Below are 20,466 nucleotides of genomic sequence, written 5' to 3' on the forward strand. Positions count from 1 at the left end.
AGTATGGCGAAGCTGAAAATAGTTTTTGCAGGCACTCCAGATGTTGCGGTGCCGGTGCTGAAAACCCTAACCGAGAGCGCACACGAAGTGGTCGGGGTGGTTACTCGTGAAGATGCGCCCTTGGGGCGCAAACGTGTGTTGACGGCTTCGCCTGTTGCTTCTTTTGCGCAAGAAGCAGGATTAAAAACCATAAAAGCGAACCGATTAGACGCAGACACTACCGAACAAATAGCAGAGCTTGGCGCAGACATCGGAGTTGTTGTCGCTTACGGTGGTCTCTTAAAAACAGATCTGCTGACAGCCCCGCGATTGGGGTGGATCAACTTGCATTTTTCTGCCCTCCCGAAATGGCGCGGGGCAGCTCCCGTGCAGCGCGCTTTGATGGCCGGTGAAACCGAGATTGGCGGAACAATCTTCAGACTCGTTGAAGAGCTTGATGCCGGCTCTGTTGTGCACAGCTTCACATACAGCGTCACCCCAGGGGAGAGCGCTGGTGAGGTGCTGACTGCGATGGCGCTGCGTGGCGGGACCGAGATGCTTGCCGCGCTGGAGCAGCTGGCAGAAAATCCCAACGCGGGCGATCCGCAAGACGGAGAAGTGACCTATGCACACAAACTAACGCGAGAAGACGGGCGCTTAGACCTCACAAAATCTGCTGCACAAGTGTTAGCGCAGTGGGCGGGGGTGACGCCGGAGCCCGGTGCTTTTGTGCAAACAGCCGAACAGCCGTTAAAAATTATTCGTATCGCCCCGGTTGAAAACTCTGATATCGAGCCCCCCGTAGGGGAGTTTGCGCTGCTTGGAAAGAAAGTGTTCCTTGGCGTGAGCGCGGGTGTTTTAGAGGTGCTTGAAGTGCAGCCGGCGGGTAAAACAAAAATGTTGGCGGCAGACTGGCTGCGGGGCAAAGGCGGGAGGCTGACAGCCGATGGCTAAGCGGGTTTCAGCAGCGAGACTGGTCGCCTACGATGTGCTGCGGGACGTGGAGGATCGTGACGCCTACGCGAATTTAATGCTGCCGAGCAAGATTCGTGCGGCGCGGCTGAATCAGCAGGACGCTGGTTTAGCTACTGAACTTACTGCTGGCACACTGCGCCTGCAGGGCTTGTACGACGCAATTATCGCGCACGCTGCTAAGCGCCCAGCTGAGAAAATTGATGCGCGCACGCTGAGAGTGCTGAGACTCGGTGTGCATCAGTTGCTCTCAATGCGTGTTGCCACTCACGCTGCAATATATGAAACAGTTGAATTGCAAAGACTTGTCGCAAACAAAAAAGCGACTGGTTTTGTTAACGGTGTGTTGCGCACAGTCAGCCGGCAGTCAATTGCTGAATGGCGCACAGTCGTCACAGAGGAGCTTGCCTCCGCAACAGTGAAAATGGCGGTAGCAGAATCCCACCCCCAGTGGGTTGTGCGAGCCATGGCGGATGCGCTCAAATCTGACGGTCGTGCCGAAGAATTAGCAGACTTGCTCGCAGCTGATAACACCTCCCCAAGGGTGAACATAGTGTTTCTGCCCGGCCCAGAACAGTCACTGACAGCTGTTATAGAGCGGGCGCAGGCTGTTTTGGGAGACAAAATCAGCTTTACGGGTGTCAGCCCATTTGGCGCAGAAATAGCGGGTGTGAGCCCAGCTCAAGCGCTCACCGAGCTGGCAGCGGCGGGTATCACAGCGCGTGTGCAAGATCAGGGCTCACAACTTGCCGCGCTAGCTTTATTGCGCGCAAAACCGGTTGCAGAAAAAGAAGCATGGCTCGACCTGTGCGCAGGTCCCGGAGGGAAAACCGCAGTGCTAGCTAATGCGGCTGTTGCCGAGCGCGCAGCTGGCAAAGAAATTAGTTTGCGAGCAAACGAGGTTTCAGAGCACCGCAGCCGTCTCGTGCGCGAAGCAGTTGCAGACAATAGTGAGCCGGTTTCCTTCGTTACCGCAGACGGTCGTAGCGATACTGCATACGGGTCGCCCGACACTAAATATGATCGTATTCTGCTCGATGCTCCGTGCTCCGGTCTCGGCGCCTTGCGCCGCCGCCCCGAAGCACGCTGGCGCAAACAACCGAGCGATATTCCAGAGCTTGTGCAGCTGCAGGAGCAACTGCTGGAGAAAGCTTATGCGCACCTTGCGCCGAACGGGGTTATTGCGTATGTCACCTGTTCGCCGCATCTGGCAGAAACTAAGGGAGTTGTTGAGCGCTTTTTACGCAATCATGATGCAGCGGCAGCGCTTGATGTGACCGCACAGTTGGGGCTGCAAGAATTGCAGACCCTGCGATCCGAAAAACATGCGTCGCAGCGCGCCCTGCAACTCTGGCCGCACGCCCACGGCAGTGACGCAATGTTTATCGCGTTAATTATGCGGCAGAGCACAACCGAACAGGAGCTCGGAAACTAAACTAAAATGGGCAGAGTGAATAGTGATACCACACACCAGCGGATACACCCGAGCATTCTTTCTGCAGATTTTGTGAATCTGCAGAGCGAGCTAGAGCGCATTGCAAATGCCGATTTTGTTCACGTGGATGTGATGGATAACCACTTTGTGCCAAATCTGACCTTTGGTCCGCCTGTTGTTGAACGCATTCAAGCGGTCTCCCCGATCCCGCTCGATATGCACCTGATGATTAGCAACGCTGACAAATGGGCGCCAGGGTACGCCGAAATGGGTGCTGCCTCTGTCACCTTTCACGCCGAAGCTACTGACAATCCGGTTGCGTTAGCACGGCGTATTCGTGAGATCGGAGCGCGTGCCGGTATTGCGTTAAAGCCGGGCACTGACGCTGATCCCTACCTTGAGCTGCTTCCGGAGTTTGACATGGTTTTGGTGATGACTGTTGAGCCGGGTTTTGGCGGCCAGAAATTCATGGCTGACATGATGCCGAAGGTGAAGCAGGTTGCTCAGGCGCGCAAACGCCACGGGATCGACATGTGGCTGCAGGTTGATGGCGGTATTAGCGTTGACACCATTGGGATTGCCGCGGAAGCTGGCGCTGATACCTTTGTAGCGGGCAGCGCCGTGTATAAGGGTGACCCGAGCGCGCGGATTGCTGAACTTCGTGCCGCTGCTTTAGCCCACACGTGTGCCGCTTAAACAACTTATAACGCGCTACTGGAATCCGAGAGATCATGAAAACTTTTGAAGAACTGTTTGCTGAAGTGAGCGAAAAAGCTCTAACCAGACCGGCCGGCAGCGGCACAGTCGCGCGACTTGACGCCGGAGTGCATCAGATTGGAAAGAAAATTGTTGAAGAAGCGGCCGAAGTGTGGATGGCAGCTGAGTATGAGAGTGATGCAGAATTGGCGGAAGAAATAAGTCAGTTACTGTATCACCTGCAGGTGCTTATGGTGGCTAAAGGCCTAACCCTAGACGATGTATATAAGGAGCTGTAACTCTTGACCGAGAATAAAATGCTGAGAATCGCAGTTCCAAACAAAGGCTCTCTCTCAGAGACAGCGGCACAAATGCTTACTGAAGCTGGATACCGCGGGCGTCGCGACAGTCGCACCCTAATCTCGGTTGATGAGCGCAACGGGGTTGAGTTTTTCTATCTGCGCCCCCGCGATATTGCCACCTATGTTGGTTCTGGCGCGGTTGATGTTGGTATCACCGGGCGCGATCTGCTGCTTGATTCAAACACTGAGGCGACAGAAATAAGGTCGCTAGACTTTGCTGACTCAACTTTCAGATTTGCCGCCCCGGCAACTGAAATCACCGAACTCGCGCAGCTCGAAAGTAAACGTGTTGCAACAAGCTACCCAAAGCTTGTCGGTGATTTTCTTGCGGCGCGCGGCATCAGCGCAAAACTTGTAAAGCTTGAGGGGGCGGTGGAATCTGCTGTGCGGCTTGGTGTTGCCGATGCGGTTGCCGACGTGGTTTCAACCGGCGCAACACTGCGCGCAGCAGGGCTTACAATTTTCGGGCCGATAATCCTCGAATCAACAGCGATCCTTATCGGAACAGAGCCGTCTCTGCCGCAGAATAACTCGGCAACCAACCGGCTGCTGCAGCGCCTTGAGGGCGTTCTTGTTGCGCGCAAGTACGTCATGCTGGAGTACGATCTCGAAGCTGAAAAATTGGAGGCGGCCACCGCTATTAGCCCGGGCATGGAAGCGCCAACAGTCTCCCCGCTATCCACCGCCGGTTGGGTGGCGGTGCGCGTCATGGTGCCCAGCGATGAGACCGCACCAATTATGGACAGACTGCATGAGCTCGGGGCAAAAGCCATTATCGTCACCTCAATTCACGCGGCAAGAATTTAAGCTAATGTCAGTTACCGCTCGTGTGATCCCCTGTCTCGACGTTGCCGCTGGCCGCGTCGTGAAGGGTGTGAATTTTCTAAATCTTAAAGATGCCGGTGATCCGGTTGAGTTAGGCGCAAAATACGCTGCTGCGGGCGCCGACGAAATAACGTTTCTGGATGTGACAGCAACGGTTGATGAGCGTGCGACAACCTATGACATCGTGCAGCGCACCGCTGAGAGTGTGTTTATCCCGCTCACGGTCGGCGGGGGTGTGCGCAGCGCTGAAGATGTTGCACGTCTGTTGGGTGTGGGAGCAGATAAAGTTGGTGTGAATTCAGCGGCAATTGCCCGGCCGGAGCTGCTGAATGAGATAGCCGACAGGTTTGGCAATCAGGTGCTTGTGCTTTCCCTGGATATTAAACGTTCTGACCGTGCGCCGTCAGGTTTTATTGTAACCACGCACGGTGGCAAAAAAGAGACAGATTTGGACGCCCTCGTTTGGGCGCGAGAAGCGATCACACGCGGGGCTGGCGAGTTATTAGTGAACTCAATGGACGCCGACGGCACCAAAGCCGGGTTCGATATTGAGCTCATCGAAAAGATTGCCGACTTCTCGACAGTCCCTGTAATTGCGTCAGGAGGTGCCGGCAGGGCTGCTGACTTCGCCCCTGCGATCACCGCCGGTGCCGATGCGGTGCTGGCTGCATCGGTGTTTCACCACGGGATCCTCACCATCGAAGAGGTAAAAGAAGCGATGCGCGAAAGCGGTATCAGCGTGCGACAGAGCAGGGTTTAACTTATGGATATCGCAAAAATTCAGTTTAACGAACACGGCCTTGTGCCAGCTATCGTGCAAGATCACGAATCTCGTGAAGTGCTAATGATGGCCTGGATGAACAAAACAGCGCTGAGCAGAACTCTCGCCGAAGGGCGGGTTACCTACTGGTCACGTTCACGTGGCGAGCTGTGGCGGAAGGGAGACACCTCCGGTCATAAGCAGTTCGTTAAAGAGATTCGATACGACTGCGACGGAGATACACTTTTGCTGCTGGTTGAACAGCTGGGCGCAGCTTGCCACCTAGGCACTCGCTCCTGTTTTGAAACCGGGAGCCTGCCGGTGCTCTTGTGCGCAGAAACCGAGGGAGAGTAGACAAAGATGCGGCTCACAACTTCTTACGCTGATTTTGCGGCGGATCGAGTGACACAAAAAATAGTCCCGGTTTGTCGCGAGCTGTTTGCTGATGCTGACACCCCTGTTAGCATTTACCGCAAACTAACCGGCGGCCGATCAGGAACCTTCCTGCTGGAGTCAGCGGCGCAGGGTATTTTTGACCGCTACAGTTTTGTCGGTGTGCAGTCTTTCGGCGTGCTCACAGAACGGCAGGGGAAAGCGCACTGGGAGCCCAATCTAGCGCTTCCCAATCCGGTAGATGAAAACAGGCTGCTGCCTGGTGGTGTGTCTCATCTCGATCCGGTTGCAGCTGTTGCAGCGGTTTATAACCATTGGGAAGGATCAACCCACCCCGAGCTGCCGCCGCTGGTCAGCGGCTTTGTTGGCTATCTTGGCTGGGAGAGTGTTGTCGAGTTTGAAAACATTCAACCGCAGTCTGACGACGAACCGCTTGTGCCGCGGCAGTACCTTGGTTTTGTTGCAGATCTTGCTGTAATAGACCATCGCGAGGGAACTGTTACACTGGTCGCCAATGTGCTGACAGATAATGATTTAAGCGAGGCAGAAGCAGAATCTCAGTGGCAGCTAGCGCAGCAGCGTCTTGACGTCATGCAGGAAGCCCTTAGAGAGGCAGCAGCAACCCCGGTGGGTGTGATTGACAAAGAAATCGTTGCTGAAGCTGTGCGACGCACAAGCCAGGAAGAGTTTTTTGCGGGTGTTGCGCGCACAAAACAGCACATAATTGACGGTGATGCCTTCCAGGTGGTGCTGTCTCAGCGCTTTGAGCTTGAAAACCATGCTGATCCGCTCGATGTTTACCGCGTTTTACGCCATCTGAACCCGAGCCCTTATCTTTATTTGCTGAGCGCGAGTGATGCCTCCGGCGCGCCCTTCGCAGTTGTTGGATCAAGCCCTGAAGCGCTTATCACCGTGCAGGGGGAGCAGGTGCTCACCCATCCGATTGCGGGCAGCAGACCACGTGGTGCGAATCCCGATGAGGATGCAGCCCTCGCAGCAGAGCTGCTCGCCGATCAGAAGGAGCGTTCTGAACACCTCATGCTCGTAGATCTGTCGCGAAACGATCTATCACGCGTGTGTGAGCCGGGCTCAGTCGCAGTGACTGAATTTATGGAGATTGAGCGTTTCAGCCATGTTACCCACATCTCCTCAACCGTCGAGGGTAAACTGCGCGCTGACTGTTCGCCGGTGGATGCACTGGTTGCAACATTCCCTGCGGGAACGCTCTCGGGCGCGCCAAAACCGTGGGCGCTCCGGATCATAAATGATCTCGAGCCGGTGCGCCGCGGGGTTTACGGCGGTGTCGTAGGCTATTTCGGCCTGGGGGGTAACGCTGATTTAGCGATCGCTATTCGCACTGCGACACTTAAGGGGGATACCGCCTATGTGCAGGCAGGCGCCGGTCTCGTCGCAGATTCAGATCCTGTCAGCGAAGATGCTGAGTGTCGAAACAAAGCGGCTGCGCCGCTCAGAGCGGTTGCCATCGCAAATACTTTGCGTGCAGCTTAGACTGTTAGATTTATACTGTCATGCGGAAAATAACCGAGCTGAAAACAGTGGTGATTGTAGCGCTCTTTGGTGCGGCGCTGCTGTTAGTAAGCCTCAGCCAGGTGTGGTTTAATTTCAAGCTACAGCCGGGTGTTGCCGTCGTAGATGAGTTCACCGTGACAGGCGCTGAAACAACCGCGAGTTTGATTGCGGCAACGCTTGCCGCTATCGCCGCAACCCTGGCATTACCGGCTTTGAATCGAGTGCTGCGCTATCTGTGCCTGACAGTGACCGGTTTAGCAGCTATTGCCTGCCTATATATCGTAACTACGTTTGTAATTATGCCGGTTACTGCCGGTGGTAAACAGCTTGCAGAACTGACAGGCATTACCGGTGAAGGTGCCACATACGCCGTTACTGAAATTGCAACATCCGGTGTTGTCGCGCTCACATACGTTGGCGCAGCTTTGCTGGTTCTCGCCACTGTTTTAGGGCTTGCTGGAAATCGTCGCTGGCAGTCTGGACGCTCAAAATATGACACCGTCGCAGACTCTAAAAAGAGGCGGGAAGCAGCTACTGTGCAGAGCGAAAAACGGGGTAGAAGTGACAATCCTGTAAGCTCTGACGACCGTATTTCAGATTGGGATGCAATCAGCGACGGCCACGATCCTTCCCTTTGATAGCAGCTGTTTGAGACGACACGCCTCCTCAGTCGGCGCGGTTAACGAGCGCGGTTGCCGCCCGTGTAACGTAGTCGCGGATGGCTGTATCGTGCATCGGGGGTAGTTTTACAACATCTAAAGCAGCATTCATGTGTAACAGCCAGCGGTCGCGGGCGACAGCGTTGATAGGGTAGGCGGCATGCCGCATACGCAGCCGTGGATGGCCTCTCTGCTCAGAGTAGGTGGTGGGCCCACCCCAGTATTGTTCGAGAAACTTTTGGAGACGCCAGATAGCGCCCTCCCAATCGTTATCGGGATACATCGGAGCTAAAATTTCATCATTTTGCACCCTGCGATAGAATTCCCGCACAATTTTTTCGAAAGTTTCACTGCCACCAACATGTGACCACACCGTATCTAAGACAGCATCGCCCGTCGCGCTAGAGCGCAGTGTTAGCTGTGGTTTTGGTGTGTTAGGCATTCCCGGGCCTTAAAATGTTTACCGTCTGTGGTGCGAGTTCCAAACCCTGCTCTTGGAAGTACTTCTGAATCTGCAGGCGTACAGCGCGCGAAACAGCGCCCTGCACCTCAGGGCGAGTGCGGATGGTCAGCCGTATTGTCGCTCTATCACCCGCGAGTGCCTGCACACCCCACATCTCTGGTGTGCCGGTTACCTTCCGGCGGATTTCTGGAATTTGGATCGCCTGTTTGGCTGACTCCAGGGCTGCAGTCTGGGCTCGTTCAAGGTCGGTGTTTGCTGCAACGGTGATGTCAATCACAGCCTGACCGTAACCCTGCGACATATTACCCAGAGTTAGAATCTCACCGTTTCGCACAAACCATAATGTGCCGTCGAGTGCGCGCACCTGCGTTATTCGGACGCCCACATCTTCAACAGTGCCTGAGACCTCACCCACTGTAATGTAATCGCCGACACCAATTTGGTCTTCAAAAACCATAAATATGCCGTTTAAGACATCTTTTACAATAGATTGCGCACCAAATGCGAGGCCGGCGCCGATGAAGCCTGCTGAGGCCAAAATAGCGGTTAGGTCTATTCCGAACTCGTGCAGCACAAGCACGAGTGTGACGGCCACAATAATCCATGTGATAACACTGCGCCCAACAGCGCCGAGGGTGCGGGTGCGCTGAATTGCGCGCTCCCGCACCAGCCCTGAGGTGGAGATTTCGGCTGTTGAATCGGTTGCCTGAGCTTTCTTTACGCCGTGCACAAAACGATCAACCGCCTGCTTAATTCCGAAACGCAAACCCCACCAGAGGAAGAAAGCGAGTACGAGAATAAACAGAATGCGCCACGCTGTTTCATTGTCGGTAAAGAAATCTCTGATTGCGAGCCAGATTGCTTCCACGGGTCACTCCAAACGGTTTCCTACGAAACCTCTAAGAAGGGTTAGACGTCAGCGCGCTGCACGAGCAGTGCCCGCTCAACATCAGCGAGCTCTTCCGTGATAAGACGGCGCAGAGTTGGGGCTGCATCTGCGTTTGCAGTAAGCCATGCCGCAGTAGCATCGCGCAGCTCTTCGTCAGCCAACGGCAGCGGGAAGAAACCTGTGATGAGTTCCTCCGCAATTTGGTAACTACGCGTCTCCCACACAGTATTTAGGCCGTCGAAGAACTTAGCAACGAATGGGCGGAGCACCTCAACATCGCTTGCACGCTTAAAGCCAGTGCCGCTCGAGCGAATTATCAGGTTAGCAACCCCCGCAGTTTCAAAGATGTCGTGCCACACCTTCTCCTTACCTGCGGTGGTTGGTGCAGCAGCACGAGAGGCTGCAGCCGCCTGTTCGCCGTTTGCGGTCTTATCGGAGACGAGCATTTCTGCAATCTCAGCCTCACCCGCACGGCCGCCAGCTACGAGCGCCTGCAATAGATTCCACTTCATATCGGTATCCAGCGGCATTCCTGCAAGCTCAATTTCACCCGCAAGCAACGCCTCAACAGTATCCAGATGCGCAGCCGAAACTGCCGCACCTGCAAAAGCGGTGAAGAACTGGAACTGGCGATCCGAACCAGCTGGAGCCTCTTTGGCAAGCACCCACAGGCGATCAGCTACACGCTCAGCAACGCTAGCGCGGTTTTCTGGTTTCACATAAAGTGTTGCTGCGGTGCGCAGCTGACTCAGCACAACACGCAGCGTGCTCGACTGATCCTCACCGCCAATGTGCTCGAGCACAGCGTCGATAAAGAGCTGCGGGGCTAGTTCACCGTCACGCGTGGTGTCCCAAAGCGCCCCCCAAATAACAGCTCGCGCGAGAGAATCATCGAGAGTGCTGACTGCTTTAAGCGCCGTCTGTAGCGAACGCTCATCAAAACGGAGTTTCGCGTATGTGAGATCGTCATCGTTTAGCAGCAACAGGTCAGGTTGCTGCTTGCCAACAAGCTCAGCAATTTCAACACGTTCACTAACAACATCTGCAGCCACGCTATCGGTGCGGGTTAGTTTGCCGTCTACTAGATTGTAGAAACCGATCACAATGCTGTGTGGGCGAATTGTTGGGTAGTCTTCGGTCGCGCTCTGTGTGACTGCGAATGAGGTGTAGTTTCCGTCACTGTCAAGCTCAAAATCAGCTCGCAGAGTGTTCACGCCGGCAGTCTCCAACCAGGCTTTCGACCAAGCCTTCAAATCACGACCGCTCTCAGCCTCAAGCTCCGTCAGCAAATCAACCAGTTCGGTGTTCTTGTAGGCGTGCTTCTTAAAGTATCGTGCAACACCGCGGCGGAAGTTATCGCGGCCAACATAGGCCACCAGCGCTTTTAGAACCGAAGCACCCTTAGCGTAAGTGATGCCATCAAAGTTTGCCAGCACATCTTCCAGGTCGCGAATTTCCGCCACAATTGGGTGGGTTGAAGGCAGCTGATCCTGCCGGTAAGCCCAGCTTTTCTCGAGAGAAGCGAAGGTCGTCCAAGCATCCTGCCACTCTGTTGCCTCGGCGGTGCACACCGTTGAGGTGTATTCGGCAAATGACTCATTGAGCCACAGATCATTCCACCAGCGCATTGTGACAAGATCGCCGAACCACATGTGCGCAAGCTCATGCTCGATTGTGACAACGCGACGTTCGCGCATTGCATCGGTCACTTTTGAACGGAACACATAAGCCTCAGTGTGTGTTACCGCGCCGATGTTCTCCATCGCGCCCATGTTGAACTCAGGGCAGAAAACCTGATCATATTTAGCAAACGGGTACGGGTAGTCAAATTCTTTCTCGAAGAACTCAAAACCCTGCCGAGTCTTTTCCATGATGTAATCAGCGTCAAGGTATTCCACCAAGGATTTGCGCGCAAACACACCCAAAGGAATCTCACGACCGTCGCTGCTTGTGAGCGACCCGCGTTCACCCTCGTAAGGGCCTGCGATAATCGCAGTGATGTAGCTAGACATGATCGGAGTTGGCTCAAACACCCAGCGTGCGATCGCTTCGCCGGGCTTGTGCGACTGTGCGCCCGCGACACCGATTGCCTCAGGCTCAGGGGTCGGCTGATTGCTAACCACGAGCCAGTGGGCGGGAGCTTCAACCGTAAAAAAGAAACGTGCCTTTAAATCAGGCTGCTCAAACACTGGAAACACGCGACGTGAATCCGGCACCTCAAATTGGGTGTAGAGATAAACCTCATCATCAGCCGGATCAACAAAACGGTGCAGCCCCTCACCGGTGTTGGTATACGCCTGGCGGCTCACAATGTGCAGTTCATTCTCGGCAGCAAGCTCAGGTAGGCGGATCCGCGAATCAGCAAACACTTCATTAGCGTTAAGCGCAACCCCGTTTAAAGTGATTTCCTCGACAGAATCTGCAATCAAATCAATGAAGCTTTCCGCACCAACCTTGCTAGCGCTAAACAGCACCTTAGTGTCAGAGATAAACTGCTTTGCACCCTGATTTAAATCAAGTTTGATGTGATACTCCGAAACGCTGATTAAACCGGCGCGCTCGCGGGCTTCTTCACGGGTGAGATTGGTTCCTGGCACGGGTTAGTCTCCTTTGATAGGTGCGTGCAAATACCCCTTAAGCCTATCCCACACTCACTGATAGAATCGAGGGTATGACAGTCGCAAACCCCGAGTCGGTTGAGTTTTGGTTTGACCCCTCTTGCCCGTGGTGCTGGATGACCAGCCGCTGGATCACAGAGGTTAGTGAAGTGCGCGGTTTCACAGTGAACTGGCGTCCATTTAGCCTCAAAATCCTAAACGAGGGGCGCGACAAAATTAGCGACCGCCATAAGACTATGCACGCCGGCGGTCTGCAGACGCTACGGGTTATTGAGGCCGCGCGACAGGCGCACGGAGCAGAAGTGGTTGGTGCGCTGTACACCGAAATAGGTGAGCGCATTCACCCGGGTGGGCGCACCGATTATGACGCAATTATCGCTGAGGCGCTCGACGCTCTCGATCTGCCGAGTGAGCTGGCTGCTTACGCAGATGCGGAAACCTCGTTTACGCCCGGTGATTCGGGCGTTGATGCGGCGCTGCGTGACAGCACAGCTGCTGGGCTAAAGCTAGTTGGTAAAGACGTTGGGATCCCGATTGTTGCCGTCAACGGTAAGGGGCTATTCGGGCCTGTTGTAACTCCCGCACCGCAGGGGCAGGCGGCACTCGACCTCTTTGACGCACTCGTGCTTGCGACCGGGGTCGAAGGTTTCTATGAGTTAAAGCGCACCCGCACCGCGCGCCCACAGTTCTAGTCTCGTCGTGCAAACGGCGCAAACATTTTAGGGAGTAAGAAATGCGAATTCACGTAGCAACCGACCACGCGGGGCTCGAATTCAGCCAGCTAGTGCAGCAGCATCTTTCTGCCCAGGGGCATGAGGTGATTGACCACGGTCCGCAGGAATACGATGCGCTCGACGACTACCCAGCCTTTTGCATTAACGCTGCACTGGGTGTAGCAGCTGATGCGGCTGCCGGAGTTGAAGCGCTTGGTGTTGTGTTTGGTGGCTCAGGCAACGGTGAGCAAATGGCCGCAAATAAGGTGCGGGGGATTCGGGCTGCTTTGGTCTGGAACCTCTCCACCGCAGAATTGGCTCGGGAGCACAATAATGCAAATGTGATCTCGATCGGTGCCCGGCAACACACCGCCGAAGAGGCCATCGCCTTGATTGACAGGTTTATTGCTACGCCTTTCTCAGGTGACGAGCGGCACGTGCGCCGCATTGGCCAGCTCGGCGAGTACGAAACCACCGGTGATATTGCCGGTAAGGGCGTCAACAAGCCTGCGGCTGAGTAGGTTTTTCTGTGCCTGAGGGGCATTCAGTACACCGTATCGCCCGCCAGTTTGAGGCGAATTTTGTGGGTCGGGTGACAGAAGTCACAAGCCCGCAGGGGCGTTTTGCTGACGGCGCTGCGCTCATCAGCGGAACGCGAATGGTGCGTGCGACAGCCGTCGGGAAACAAATGTTTCTACAGTTTGAGAATCAACTGTGGTTGCGCGTGCACTTGGGAATCTACGGGGCCTGGGATTTCAGCGGTGAGGTGCTTGTGCACCCGTCTATTCAGGTGCACGGGGTGACCGCTGCCAGCGGCCAGCAGGCGGCAAGTGGGGCACGCCGTTTCGGGCAGACCCAAATGGCCGGCGTTGTTGCGCCAATAGACGGCGAGGCAGAAGATTCGGTGACCAGTATCGGAGCCCCAAGACGCGCTAGAGTGCGCATGGCTGAAAATGACAAAACTGGAGATGTTGGCAGCTTATGGCCGCCACCCCCGGTGGGCCAAGTGCGGGCGCGGCTGTTAACCGAGACAGTCTGCGCGGATCTGCGGGGGCCTACGGCCTGTGAAGTGTTGACAGAGGCTGAGCTGCAGGGAGTTTTGAACCGTCTCGGCCCGGATCCTGCAAACGATGCTTCCCAGGCTGCAGCAGAGCGTTTCATTAAGCGCGCCGCAAAAAAACCGACCCCTATCGGGTTGGTTTTGATGGATCAGGCGATTATTGCGGGTATCGGTAATGTTTACCGTGCCGAAATGCTGTTTCGTGCAGCGCTTGATCCGCACACTCCAGCAAATCAGCTGCCGCGTGAAACGCTGCAGAACCTGTGGGACGATTGGGTGCATCTGTTAGAAACAGGAATTAGCGTCGGGCAGATGATCACCAAAGACGGTTTGACCGGTTCCGCGTACGCTCTGGCGTTACGAGACCGAGACGCTAGACACTGGGTTTACAAAAAGGAGGGCACTGCGTGCGAGCGCTGCGGCGCTGAGATCCAGCTCGAAGAGTTCGGCAAGCGAAAACTCTACTGGTGCCCCGGGTGCCAACATTAGAATAACTTTATGCGTCATTTGCTCTCTACCTTTGTCGGTCGGATCGTGCGCGCTGCTGCACGGCTGCGCGGGGGAGGGTCTGCGCTGCCTGGCTTAGTGGTTGAGCGTTTCGATCCGCAATATTTGCCGCGCCTGATGGCGCAGTTACCGTTCGGTGTTGTGGCAATTAGCGGCACGAACGGTAAAACAACCACAACGAAAATGGTGGTGGAGCTGCTGTCAGCGCAGGGGCTTAAGGTTTTCACTAACAAAACCGGCTCTAACTTTGCGCGCGGTATTGTTGCTGCGGCGTTGGGCGAGGTGAATTGGAAGGGTGAACTGAAGGCCGATATTGCGGTGCTGGAGCTTGATGAAGCGCATGCGATGCACGTTATAGATAGGGTGCGGCCGCGTCACACCCTGCTGCTAAATGTGCTCCGTGATCAGCTTGATCGGTTCGGTGAGCTCGACTACACCGCTAGCCTGTTAAAGAAACTCGCTGACGCCACGCAGGATACTGTGGTCGTAAATTGTGAAGACCCGCTGCTGCATGAGATCGGGGTGCAACTTAGCGCAGCCGGACGAGTTAGGGTGCTTGAGTTCGGGCTGTCTGAGTCGCTTAGGGAGCTTTTTCCAAACGACCAGGATCTTTATGGGGCTGCGACTGAGATAGCTGTAAAGGCCGGGCATAAACAGCCTGACGTTATGCTCACAGCGGTTGGGGAGCAGCGGGCTAAGTATCTCATCGACGGGGCAGAGTTTGAAACAACCCTGCGGCTTGAAGGGCTCTACAATCTCTTTAACGCGGCTGCTGCGATGACGCTAGTGCGTGCGATTTTGGCGCACAATGCGACTCCGGTTGCATCCGATAAACTGCTGCATGATCTGGCAGAGATCCGCCCGGCCTTTGGCAGAGGCGAGCAGCTGGAGCTGGACGGTGAAAAACTTGAGCTTGTGTTGGTGAAAAATCCGGCCGGATTCCGGCTCGGCCTGGCTTCATTTGCGCCCGAGAATGTTGCTGTCATGATTGCGATCAACGATCAATACGCCGATGGCCGTGACATGTCATGGTTGTGGGATGTCGATTTTTCAACACTGCAAGCTGGTGGGGTTGATACTGTGTCGGGTGTGCGCGCTTGGGACATGACTCTAAGACTGCAGCATGATGAGGTAGCGGTGGGGCAGACAATCGAAGATCTGCGCACAGCGGTGGCCAGTTTTCGGGAGCGCACAGCCGGGGTGCCGCGGCGTATTTACTGCAGCTACACCGCGATGCTCGAGATTCGCAAATATCTTGCCGAGCTCACTGATGTGGAGGACGTATGGTAGACGCCGGTAAAGAGCTGGTAATAGTCTCGCTGTATCCGCGCGAGATGAATATGTACGGCGATCAGGGCAATGTGATCGCACTACAGCGGCGCATCCGGTTGCAGGGCTACCAGCCGAAAACAGTTGTTGTGAACCCGGGGGATCCGCTTCCCGCTGATGCTGATATTTTCCTCGGCGGTGGCGGCCAAGATTCTGGGCAGTTGAAGGTTGCGGCAGATCTGCAATTGAAATCGGAAGTTTTGCGCGGCTTAGCTGACGATGGGGTGCCGATGTTGATGATCTGCGGCCTCTACCAGCTTTTTGGTCATCGCTTTCTCACCGTCGGAGGTGACGATATGCGGGGCATCGGTGTGTTAGACGTTGAGACTCGCGGCGGAGATACGCGCATGATCGGCAATATCGTCCTTGAAAGTGATGAGTTTGGTGAGATTATTGGCTATGAAAATCACAGTGGTAACACTGTTTTGGGGGACGGCTGCGAGCCCTTCGGCAGGGTAAAACAGGGGGCTGGGAATAATCCAGATGATGGGCACGAAGGTGCGCGTTTTAAGAATGTGATCGGCACATATTTGCACGGTGCGCTGCTCCCAAAAAATCCTGCGGTTAGTGACTTTCTTATTGCAACCGCTGCGAAGCGCAAATACGGTGAGTTTGAGCCGCGGGAAATAGATGACTCTGTGATTGCAGCAGCCAGACAGAGCGCTAGAAACCGCCCGCGATAAGCCGAGCTGCTAAGGCTTCAAGTTTCCTGAGAGCTTAATATAAACAGGAATAGCTTGTGTTTTCAGTCGTTGCACTGTTATGACACGCATTCGTGCGAAGAGTAACAATACAACGAGAAGGAGACTAGCATGGCAGTAACCGCAGAGCAGATCGAAAACTACGAGGCGGGAACATGGGAGATTGATCCTGTTCACTCAGAAGTAGCTTTTACTGTGCGCCACCTCGGTATTAGCAAAGTCCGGGGCAACTTTAATGAGTTTGGCGGGGAAATTGTCACCGGCGAAGATCCTAAAGATTCAACTGTGACCGCAACAGTGCAGGTAAAATCTGTGAGCACGGGTGAGACGAACCGTGACGCGCACCTGCTCAACAGCGACTTTTTCGCAGCTGATGAGCACCCAACCTTTGAGTTTGTTGGGCGAGAGTTCCAGTTGCGTGATGCAGAGCACGGTGAAATAACCGGTGACCTGACCATGCGCGGTGTTACTAAGGAGGTAACCTTCGAGGTTGAGCTTACCGGGATCGGCGCCGATGCATACGGTGGCACCCGCATTGGTTTGAGCGCACACACAAACATTGACCGCACCGATTTCGGGATCAGCTTCGGCGGAGCTGTTGAGAAAACCGGGCAGCTTGTAGTGGGTAATAAGGTGACAATTTCACTAGAACTGCAAGCGCTAAAGAAGTAAGTTACTAGCAGTCGCCAACAATACTGTTAGAGCCTATTTCGCGACCTTCTAGAGCCGCGAAAGTTTGACGCAGACTCTAGAAGGTCGTGAAATATTTTTAATGACGCTATCTCGGGCTTTAGAGGATATTAATCTGCTTCAGCTGGTGATAGAGGCTGCCGCCATCGCCGCCGTACACCCAAGGCACACCGCTGACCGCATGGTGTTTTTCGGCTTTGGAGCGCCCACCCGCGAGCATCGCCTCACCAGGTGTTAGCTGACGAATCGCCACCGCTGCAACAGATTCGGGGTGCTCCTGCGTGAAGGCCAAATATATTTCTTCATCGTGTTGGCCATCATCGCCGATCAGCAGCCATTTAACATCAGGAAACTCCTGCGCTAGTCGCCGCAGCTCAGTTTCCTTGTGTTTGCGGCCGGAGCGGAAGAAGCGATCATGCGTGGGCCCCCAATCCGTTAAAAGCAGCGGACCGCGCGGGCACAGATGGCGATGCATAAAGCGGATCAGAGCCGGTGCAACATTCCATGCACCCGTTGAGAGGTAAATAATTGGTGAGGCGAGGTGTGCACGGCGAATACGATCCAGCAAGCCGGGCATGCCCGGGGTGGCCAAACGTGCGTATTCACTGCGCACAAAACTGTTCCAAGCGGCAACAAACGGCTGCGGCAGCACCGTGTTCAAAATAGTGTCATCGACGTCGCTTACAACGCCGAAAGTTTCAGCTGCGTCAACAATGAATACCGGGCTTTCTGCGCGGTCACCGCTGCTTGTTTCGAGGGTAATGTGATGCCAACCGGCGGGCAGATCAATACTGATATGCGCATCTAACACACCGCCGGTATCGGTGGCTATCCTAGCTACCTCAGTGCCTTCGTTATACACCGTAACAGTTTCTTTTGGGGCGGAAACGCTTGTAAAGGAGCGCCAGCCGCGCACCTGTCCAGCTGCAAATGGTGCGGGGTCTTGCGAGCTAAATTTACGGTCGGTCGGTGACATTAAAAGTGTGCGCCCGAGCAGCCGCACCCAGCCTTTCCCCCCGTAGCTGATAGAGGGGACGATGACAGGAACCTTGCCGTGTTTCCGTGCCCGCCGCTCCCTGCGTGCGTTGACCCAGAGATCGAGCCGCATTAGGCGGTGTGGGCGGGTGTTGTTAGTAGAGCTCGACATTGCTATAAGTCTAACGGCGTTATTTTGTTCGATATCAAAGCTAATTCGCAGGAAATTCTCAGTTTAGTTTAAGATTAGAGTGTCCGGTCGACGGCCGGAGCTTTCGAGCACTGCGTCTCGGGAGCGATACACAGTGGCGTGCGCAGCACGTTTACAGTGTGCGCACCCGCTCCCTAACCGGAGGTAGAAGTGTTCGCAACACTAGATGCTGTTGACCTAGCCAGATGGCAGTTTGGGTTGACGACGGCATACCACTTCATTTTTGTTCCACTCACCATCGGTCTGAGCTTCCTGGTTGCCATCATGCAAACCATATGGGTGCGCACCGGGAAAGCTAAATGGCTGCAACTCACACGACTCTTCGGCAAGATCTTCCTGATCAACTTTGCCATGGGCGTCGTGACAGGTATTGTGCAGGAGTTTCAGTTCGGCATGAACTGGTCGAACTACTCACGCTTTAATGGTGATATTTTTGGCGCACCACTCGCTATGGAGGGTTTGATTGCTTTCTTCCTGGAGGCAACCTTCATCGGCGTTTGGATCTTTGGCTGGGATAAACTGCCGAAGAAAGTGCACTTGGTGTCTATCTGGGCAACAGCAATCGCCACATGGATTAGCGCCTACTTTATTCTCGCGGCAAACGCTTTCATGCAAAACCCGCAGGGTTTCGTTATTAACGAAGAGCGCGGTCGTGCTGAGCTAGAAAGCTTCATCGCCGTTCTCACAAACCCGGTTGCTCTGCTGCAGTTCCCGCACACTATTTTCTCTTCAATTATGTTTGCGGGCACCGCAATTATCGCCACCGCAGCTTGGCACCTAAAGCGCAACCAGCACCATGCGCAAATGCTTAGCGCTTTGCGTTTCGGCATCTGGGCTAACCTGCTGGCGTTTGTTGGTGTTGGTGTAACCGGGCACGAATTGGGCATTGTTATGACCGCAACCCAGCCAATGAAAATGGCTGCCGCAGAAGCAATGTACGAGAGCGCCTCGGGGGCTGATGCGAGCTTCTCGCTGTTTAGCCTGGGCACCCCAGACGGCTCAGCAGAGATTTTTTCGGTGCGGATTCCGTACCTGCTCTCATTCCTCGCGAACGGCAACTTTGACGGTTCGGTTGAAGGTATCCGCGATTTGCAGGCTGACTATCAGGCGCTGTACTGCGGTGCTGATTCGGCACTAACCTGCCCATCAGACGGCAACTTTGCGCCAGTTATCTGGATCACCTACTGGGCTTTCCGCTGGATGATCGGCCTTGGAGTTATCGCAGCACTGGTATCTATTGTTGGCCTGTGGTTGACCCGCGGTGGTCGCACAGCACCAAAATGGGCTTATACAGTCGCCATCTGGGCGGCTGCAACCCCGATGCTCGCAAGCATCATCGGTTGGGTTTTCACCGAAATGGGGCGCCAACCGTGGCTCGTATTTGGGGTAATGACAACCGAACAGGGTGTTTCCCCTGGGGTGCCAGCTTGGGCGGTGCTTATCAGCCTGATTGTCTTCACACTCGTTTACGGCGCGCTCGCGGTTGTTGAGTTCAAACTCATAACCAAAGCGGCAAAGGCGGGGCCTGAAGAAATTACCGAGGATGACGCAGCTGCGGCGCACGATGATACAACCGACAACACCCGTTACGCAACGGTTTACTAGGAGGCTAGAACAATGGAACTCACAACAGTTTGGTTCTTAATCGTTGGCGTCCTGCTCATCGGCTACTTTGTGCTCGACGGCTTTGACTTCGGTGTCGGTATGGCGCTGCCGTTTGTCGGCAAAGATGACACCGATCGCCGTGTTGTTATCAACACAATCGGCCCTGTCTGGGATCTCAACGAAACCTGGCTAATTGTCGCCGGTGCCTGCCTTTTCGCTGCCTTCCCTGAATGGTATGCAACAATGTTCTCCGGCTTCTACCTCGCGCTACTGCTTATATTGGTTGCGCTGATTTTGCGCGGTGTTTCCTTTGAGTACCGGCACCAGGGCAAGAGCGAAAAATGGAAAGCCTGGTTCGATCGCTTCATTATGATCGGATCGTTCCTCCCGCCACTTCTGTGGGGCACCGCTTTTGCGAACCTCATTCAGGGTCTCCCGATTAGCAAGATGGACAACGGCGGCTGGCTCTATGAGGGCACGCTTTTAACGCTGCTCAACCCATACGGTTTGCTCGGCGGTGTTGTGGTGATGCTGCTCTGCTTCACTCACGGCCTGGTTTACTTGGCACTGAAATCAACCGGTGCGGTGAAAGAGCGCTCACAGGCGCTCGCAGTAAAGGTTGGTGCGGGAACCATCGTGGCAGCAGCGCTGTTCCTGGTGTGGACGATCCTCCAGCACCTTAGCAATCCAATGCTGCCGGCTATTATCGCCTGCGCTGCGCTGGCCGCGGTCGCCGCTATCGTGGCTTGGGTGTTAAACCTGAAAGGCCGGGAGGGTTGGGCGTTCACGTTCAACACAGCAACTATTGCGTTCGCACTGTTGACAATTTTTGCAGCCCTCTTCCCGAACCTGATGATCTCAAGCATCGATCCGGCGCAGTCAATGACTATTGTTGGCGCTGCGAGCTCGCAGAAAACACTGGAATTGATGACCTGGGTTGCAGTGTTCACCCTCCCGTTTGTGCTCGCCTACCAGGCGTGGACATTCTGGGTGTTCCGCAAGCGCATTAGCAGAGACACTGTCACCGCTAGCGCACACTGAGTAAAAATTTAGTGGCGGGGCGCTGATCCCAAAACAAGGAAAGACCGATCCGA

Annotated in this window: 21 protein-coding genes; 17 read left to right on the forward strand and 4 right to left on the reverse strand. The window is 54.9% G+C overall.

All coding sequences use genetic code 11. The annotated features are described in order from the left end of the window. Positions 1–3 precede the first annotated feature (3 nt). From fmt to HCQ99_RS00300, 9 genes are read left to right on the forward strand one after another with little or no spacing between them, the layout of a single operon-like run. Entirely contained in the window at positions 4–933 is a 930-nt protein-coding gene (gene fmt, locus HCQ99_RS00260) for a methionyl-tRNA formyltransferase (RefSeq protein ID WP_341747190.1), read from the forward strand. Beyond that, positions 926–2,386, forward strand: a complete 1,461-nt coding sequence (locus HCQ99_RS00265; protein WP_166984580.1) for an RsmB/NOP family class I SAM-dependent RNA methyltransferase — start codon at positions 926–928, stop codon at positions 2,384–2,386. Before fmt ends, HCQ99_RS00265 begins: the two co-directional genes overlap by 8 nt. Positions 2,387–2,401: 15 nt before the next feature. Beyond that, the gene (gene rpe / locus HCQ99_RS00270; RefSeq protein WP_243854749.1) at positions 2,402–3,082 is read left to right on the forward strand and encodes a ribulose-phosphate 3-epimerase; all 681 of its coding nucleotides are present in this window, start codon (positions 2,402–2,404) and stop codon (positions 3,080–3,082) included. Between the two features lie 35 nt (positions 3,083–3,117). Continuing rightward, positions 3,118–3,381, forward strand: a complete 264-nt coding sequence (locus HCQ99_RS00275) for a phosphoribosyl-ATP diphosphatase (RefSeq protein WP_166984582.1) — start codon at positions 3,118–3,120, stop codon at positions 3,379–3,381. Positions 3,382–3,399: 18 nt separating this feature from the next. Further along, the gene (gene hisG, locus HCQ99_RS00280) at positions 3,400–4,251 is read left to right on the forward strand and encodes an ATP phosphoribosyltransferase (RefSeq protein WP_166986352.1); all 852 of its coding nucleotides are present in this window, start codon (positions 3,400–3,402) and stop codon (positions 4,249–4,251) included. A gap of 4 nt (positions 4,252–4,255) precedes the next feature. After that, on the forward strand, positions 4,256–5,029 hold the full coding sequence (gene hisF / locus HCQ99_RS00285) for an imidazole glycerol phosphate synthase subunit HisF (protein WP_166984583.1): 774 nt from the start codon (positions 4,256–4,258) through the stop codon (positions 5,027–5,029). A 3-nt stretch (positions 5,030–5,032) separates the two neighbouring features. After that, complete coding sequence (gene hisI, locus HCQ99_RS00290) at positions 5,033–5,383, forward strand: phosphoribosyl-AMP cyclohydrolase (protein ID WP_166984584.1); 351 nt, start codon at positions 5,033–5,035, stop codon at positions 5,381–5,383. Between the two features lie 6 nt (positions 5,384–5,389). After that, on the forward strand, positions 5,390–6,931 hold the full coding sequence (locus HCQ99_RS00295) for a chorismate-binding protein (RefSeq protein ID WP_166984585.1): 1,542 nt from the start codon (positions 5,390–5,392) through the stop codon (positions 6,929–6,931). A gap of 20 nt (positions 6,932–6,951) precedes the next feature. Then, positions 6,952–7,590 carry a Trp biosynthesis-associated membrane protein gene (locus tag HCQ99_RS00300; RefSeq protein WP_166984586.1) on the forward strand — a complete coding sequence of 213 codons (639 nt, stop codon included), beginning with the start codon at positions 6,952–6,954 and terminating at the stop codon, positions 7,588–7,590. A 28-nt stretch (positions 7,591–7,618) separates the two neighbouring features. Here HCQ99_RS00300 and HCQ99_RS00305 read toward each other — a convergent pair whose 3' ends face one another. From HCQ99_RS00305 to pepN, 3 genes are read right to left on the reverse strand one after another with little or no spacing between them, the layout of a single operon-like run. Continuing rightward, a complete protein-coding gene (locus HCQ99_RS00305) occupies positions 7,619–8,053 on the reverse strand; it encodes a globin (RefSeq protein WP_166984587.1) in 435 nt (144 codons plus the stop codon). Then, complete coding sequence (locus tag HCQ99_RS00310; RefSeq protein WP_166984588.1) at positions 8,046–8,942, reverse strand: mechanosensitive ion channel family protein; 897 nt, start codon at positions 8,940–8,942, stop codon at positions 8,046–8,048. The genes HCQ99_RS00305 and HCQ99_RS00310 overlap by 8 nt, the downstream gene beginning before the upstream one ends. Before the next feature lie 41 nt (positions 8,943–8,983). Then, positions 8,984–11,560, reverse strand: coding sequence for an aminopeptidase N (gene pepN, locus HCQ99_RS00315; RefSeq protein WP_166984589.1), 2,577 nt, complete (start codon positions 11,558–11,560; stop codon positions 8,984–8,986). A gap of 74 nt (positions 11,561–11,634) precedes the next feature. On the opposite strand from pepN, the gene HCQ99_RS00320 reads away from it, so the two are divergent. The 6 genes from HCQ99_RS00320 to HCQ99_RS00345 all read left to right on the forward strand — a co-directional run bounded on the left by HCQ99_RS00320 (position 11,635) and on the right by HCQ99_RS00345 (position 16,563). Then, positions 11,635–12,273 carry a mycothiol-dependent nitroreductase Rv2466c family protein gene (locus HCQ99_RS00320; protein ID WP_166984590.1) on the forward strand — a complete coding sequence of 213 codons (639 nt, stop codon included), beginning with the start codon at positions 11,635–11,637 and terminating at the stop codon, positions 12,271–12,273. A 41-nt stretch (positions 12,274–12,314) separates the two neighbouring features. After that, complete coding sequence (locus HCQ99_RS00325; protein WP_166984591.1) at positions 12,315–12,815, forward strand: ribose-5-phosphate isomerase; 501 nt, start codon at positions 12,315–12,317, stop codon at positions 12,813–12,815. A gap of 8 nt (positions 12,816–12,823) precedes the next feature. Further along, positions 12,824–13,843 carry an Fpg/Nei family DNA glycosylase gene (locus HCQ99_RS00330; RefSeq protein ID WP_166984592.1) on the forward strand — a complete coding sequence of 340 codons (1,020 nt, stop codon included), beginning with the start codon at positions 12,824–12,826 and terminating at the stop codon, positions 13,841–13,843. A gap of 9 nt (positions 13,844–13,852) precedes the next feature. After that, positions 13,853–15,151, forward strand: coding sequence for a Mur ligase family protein (locus HCQ99_RS00335; protein WP_166984593.1), 1,299 nt, complete (start codon positions 13,853–13,855; stop codon positions 15,149–15,151). Then, a complete protein-coding gene (locus HCQ99_RS00340; RefSeq protein ID WP_166984594.1) occupies positions 15,145–15,873 on the forward strand; it encodes a type 1 glutamine amidotransferase in 729 nt (242 codons plus the stop codon). Before HCQ99_RS00335 ends, HCQ99_RS00340 begins: the two co-directional genes overlap by 7 nt. A gap of 129 nt (positions 15,874–16,002) precedes the next feature. Further along, positions 16,003–16,563, forward strand: a complete 561-nt coding sequence (locus HCQ99_RS00345) for a YceI family protein (protein ID WP_166984595.1) — start codon at positions 16,003–16,005, stop codon at positions 16,561–16,563. A 118-nt stretch (positions 16,564–16,681) separates the two neighbouring features. On the opposite strand, the gene HCQ99_RS00350 is transcribed toward HCQ99_RS00345, so the two are convergent. After that, positions 16,682–17,728 (reverse strand): App1 family protein, encoded by a 1,047-nt coding sequence (locus tag HCQ99_RS00350; RefSeq protein ID WP_166984596.1) that lies wholly within the window; start codon positions 17,726–17,728, stop codon positions 16,682–16,684. 189 nt (positions 17,729–17,917) lie between these two features. On the opposite strand from HCQ99_RS00350, the gene HCQ99_RS00355 reads away from it, so the two are divergent. Together HCQ99_RS00355 and cydB are read left to right on the forward strand one after the other, a co-directional pair. Next, positions 17,918–19,372, forward strand: a complete 1,455-nt coding sequence (locus HCQ99_RS00355) for a cytochrome ubiquinol oxidase subunit I (RefSeq protein WP_166984597.1) — start codon at positions 17,918–17,920, stop codon at positions 19,370–19,372. A 12-nt stretch (positions 19,373–19,384) separates the two neighbouring features. Next, on the forward strand, positions 19,385–20,413 hold the full coding sequence (cydB, locus tag HCQ99_RS00360) for a cytochrome d ubiquinol oxidase subunit II (RefSeq protein ID WP_166984598.1): 1,029 nt from the start codon (positions 19,385–19,387) through the stop codon (positions 20,411–20,413). Positions 20,414–20,466: the final 53 nt, after the last annotated feature.

Source organism: Canibacter zhoujuaniae, from assembly GCF_011752015.1.
GTDB lineage: Bacteria > Actinomycetota > Actinomycetes > Actinomycetales > Microbacteriaceae > Canibacter > Canibacter zhoujuaniae.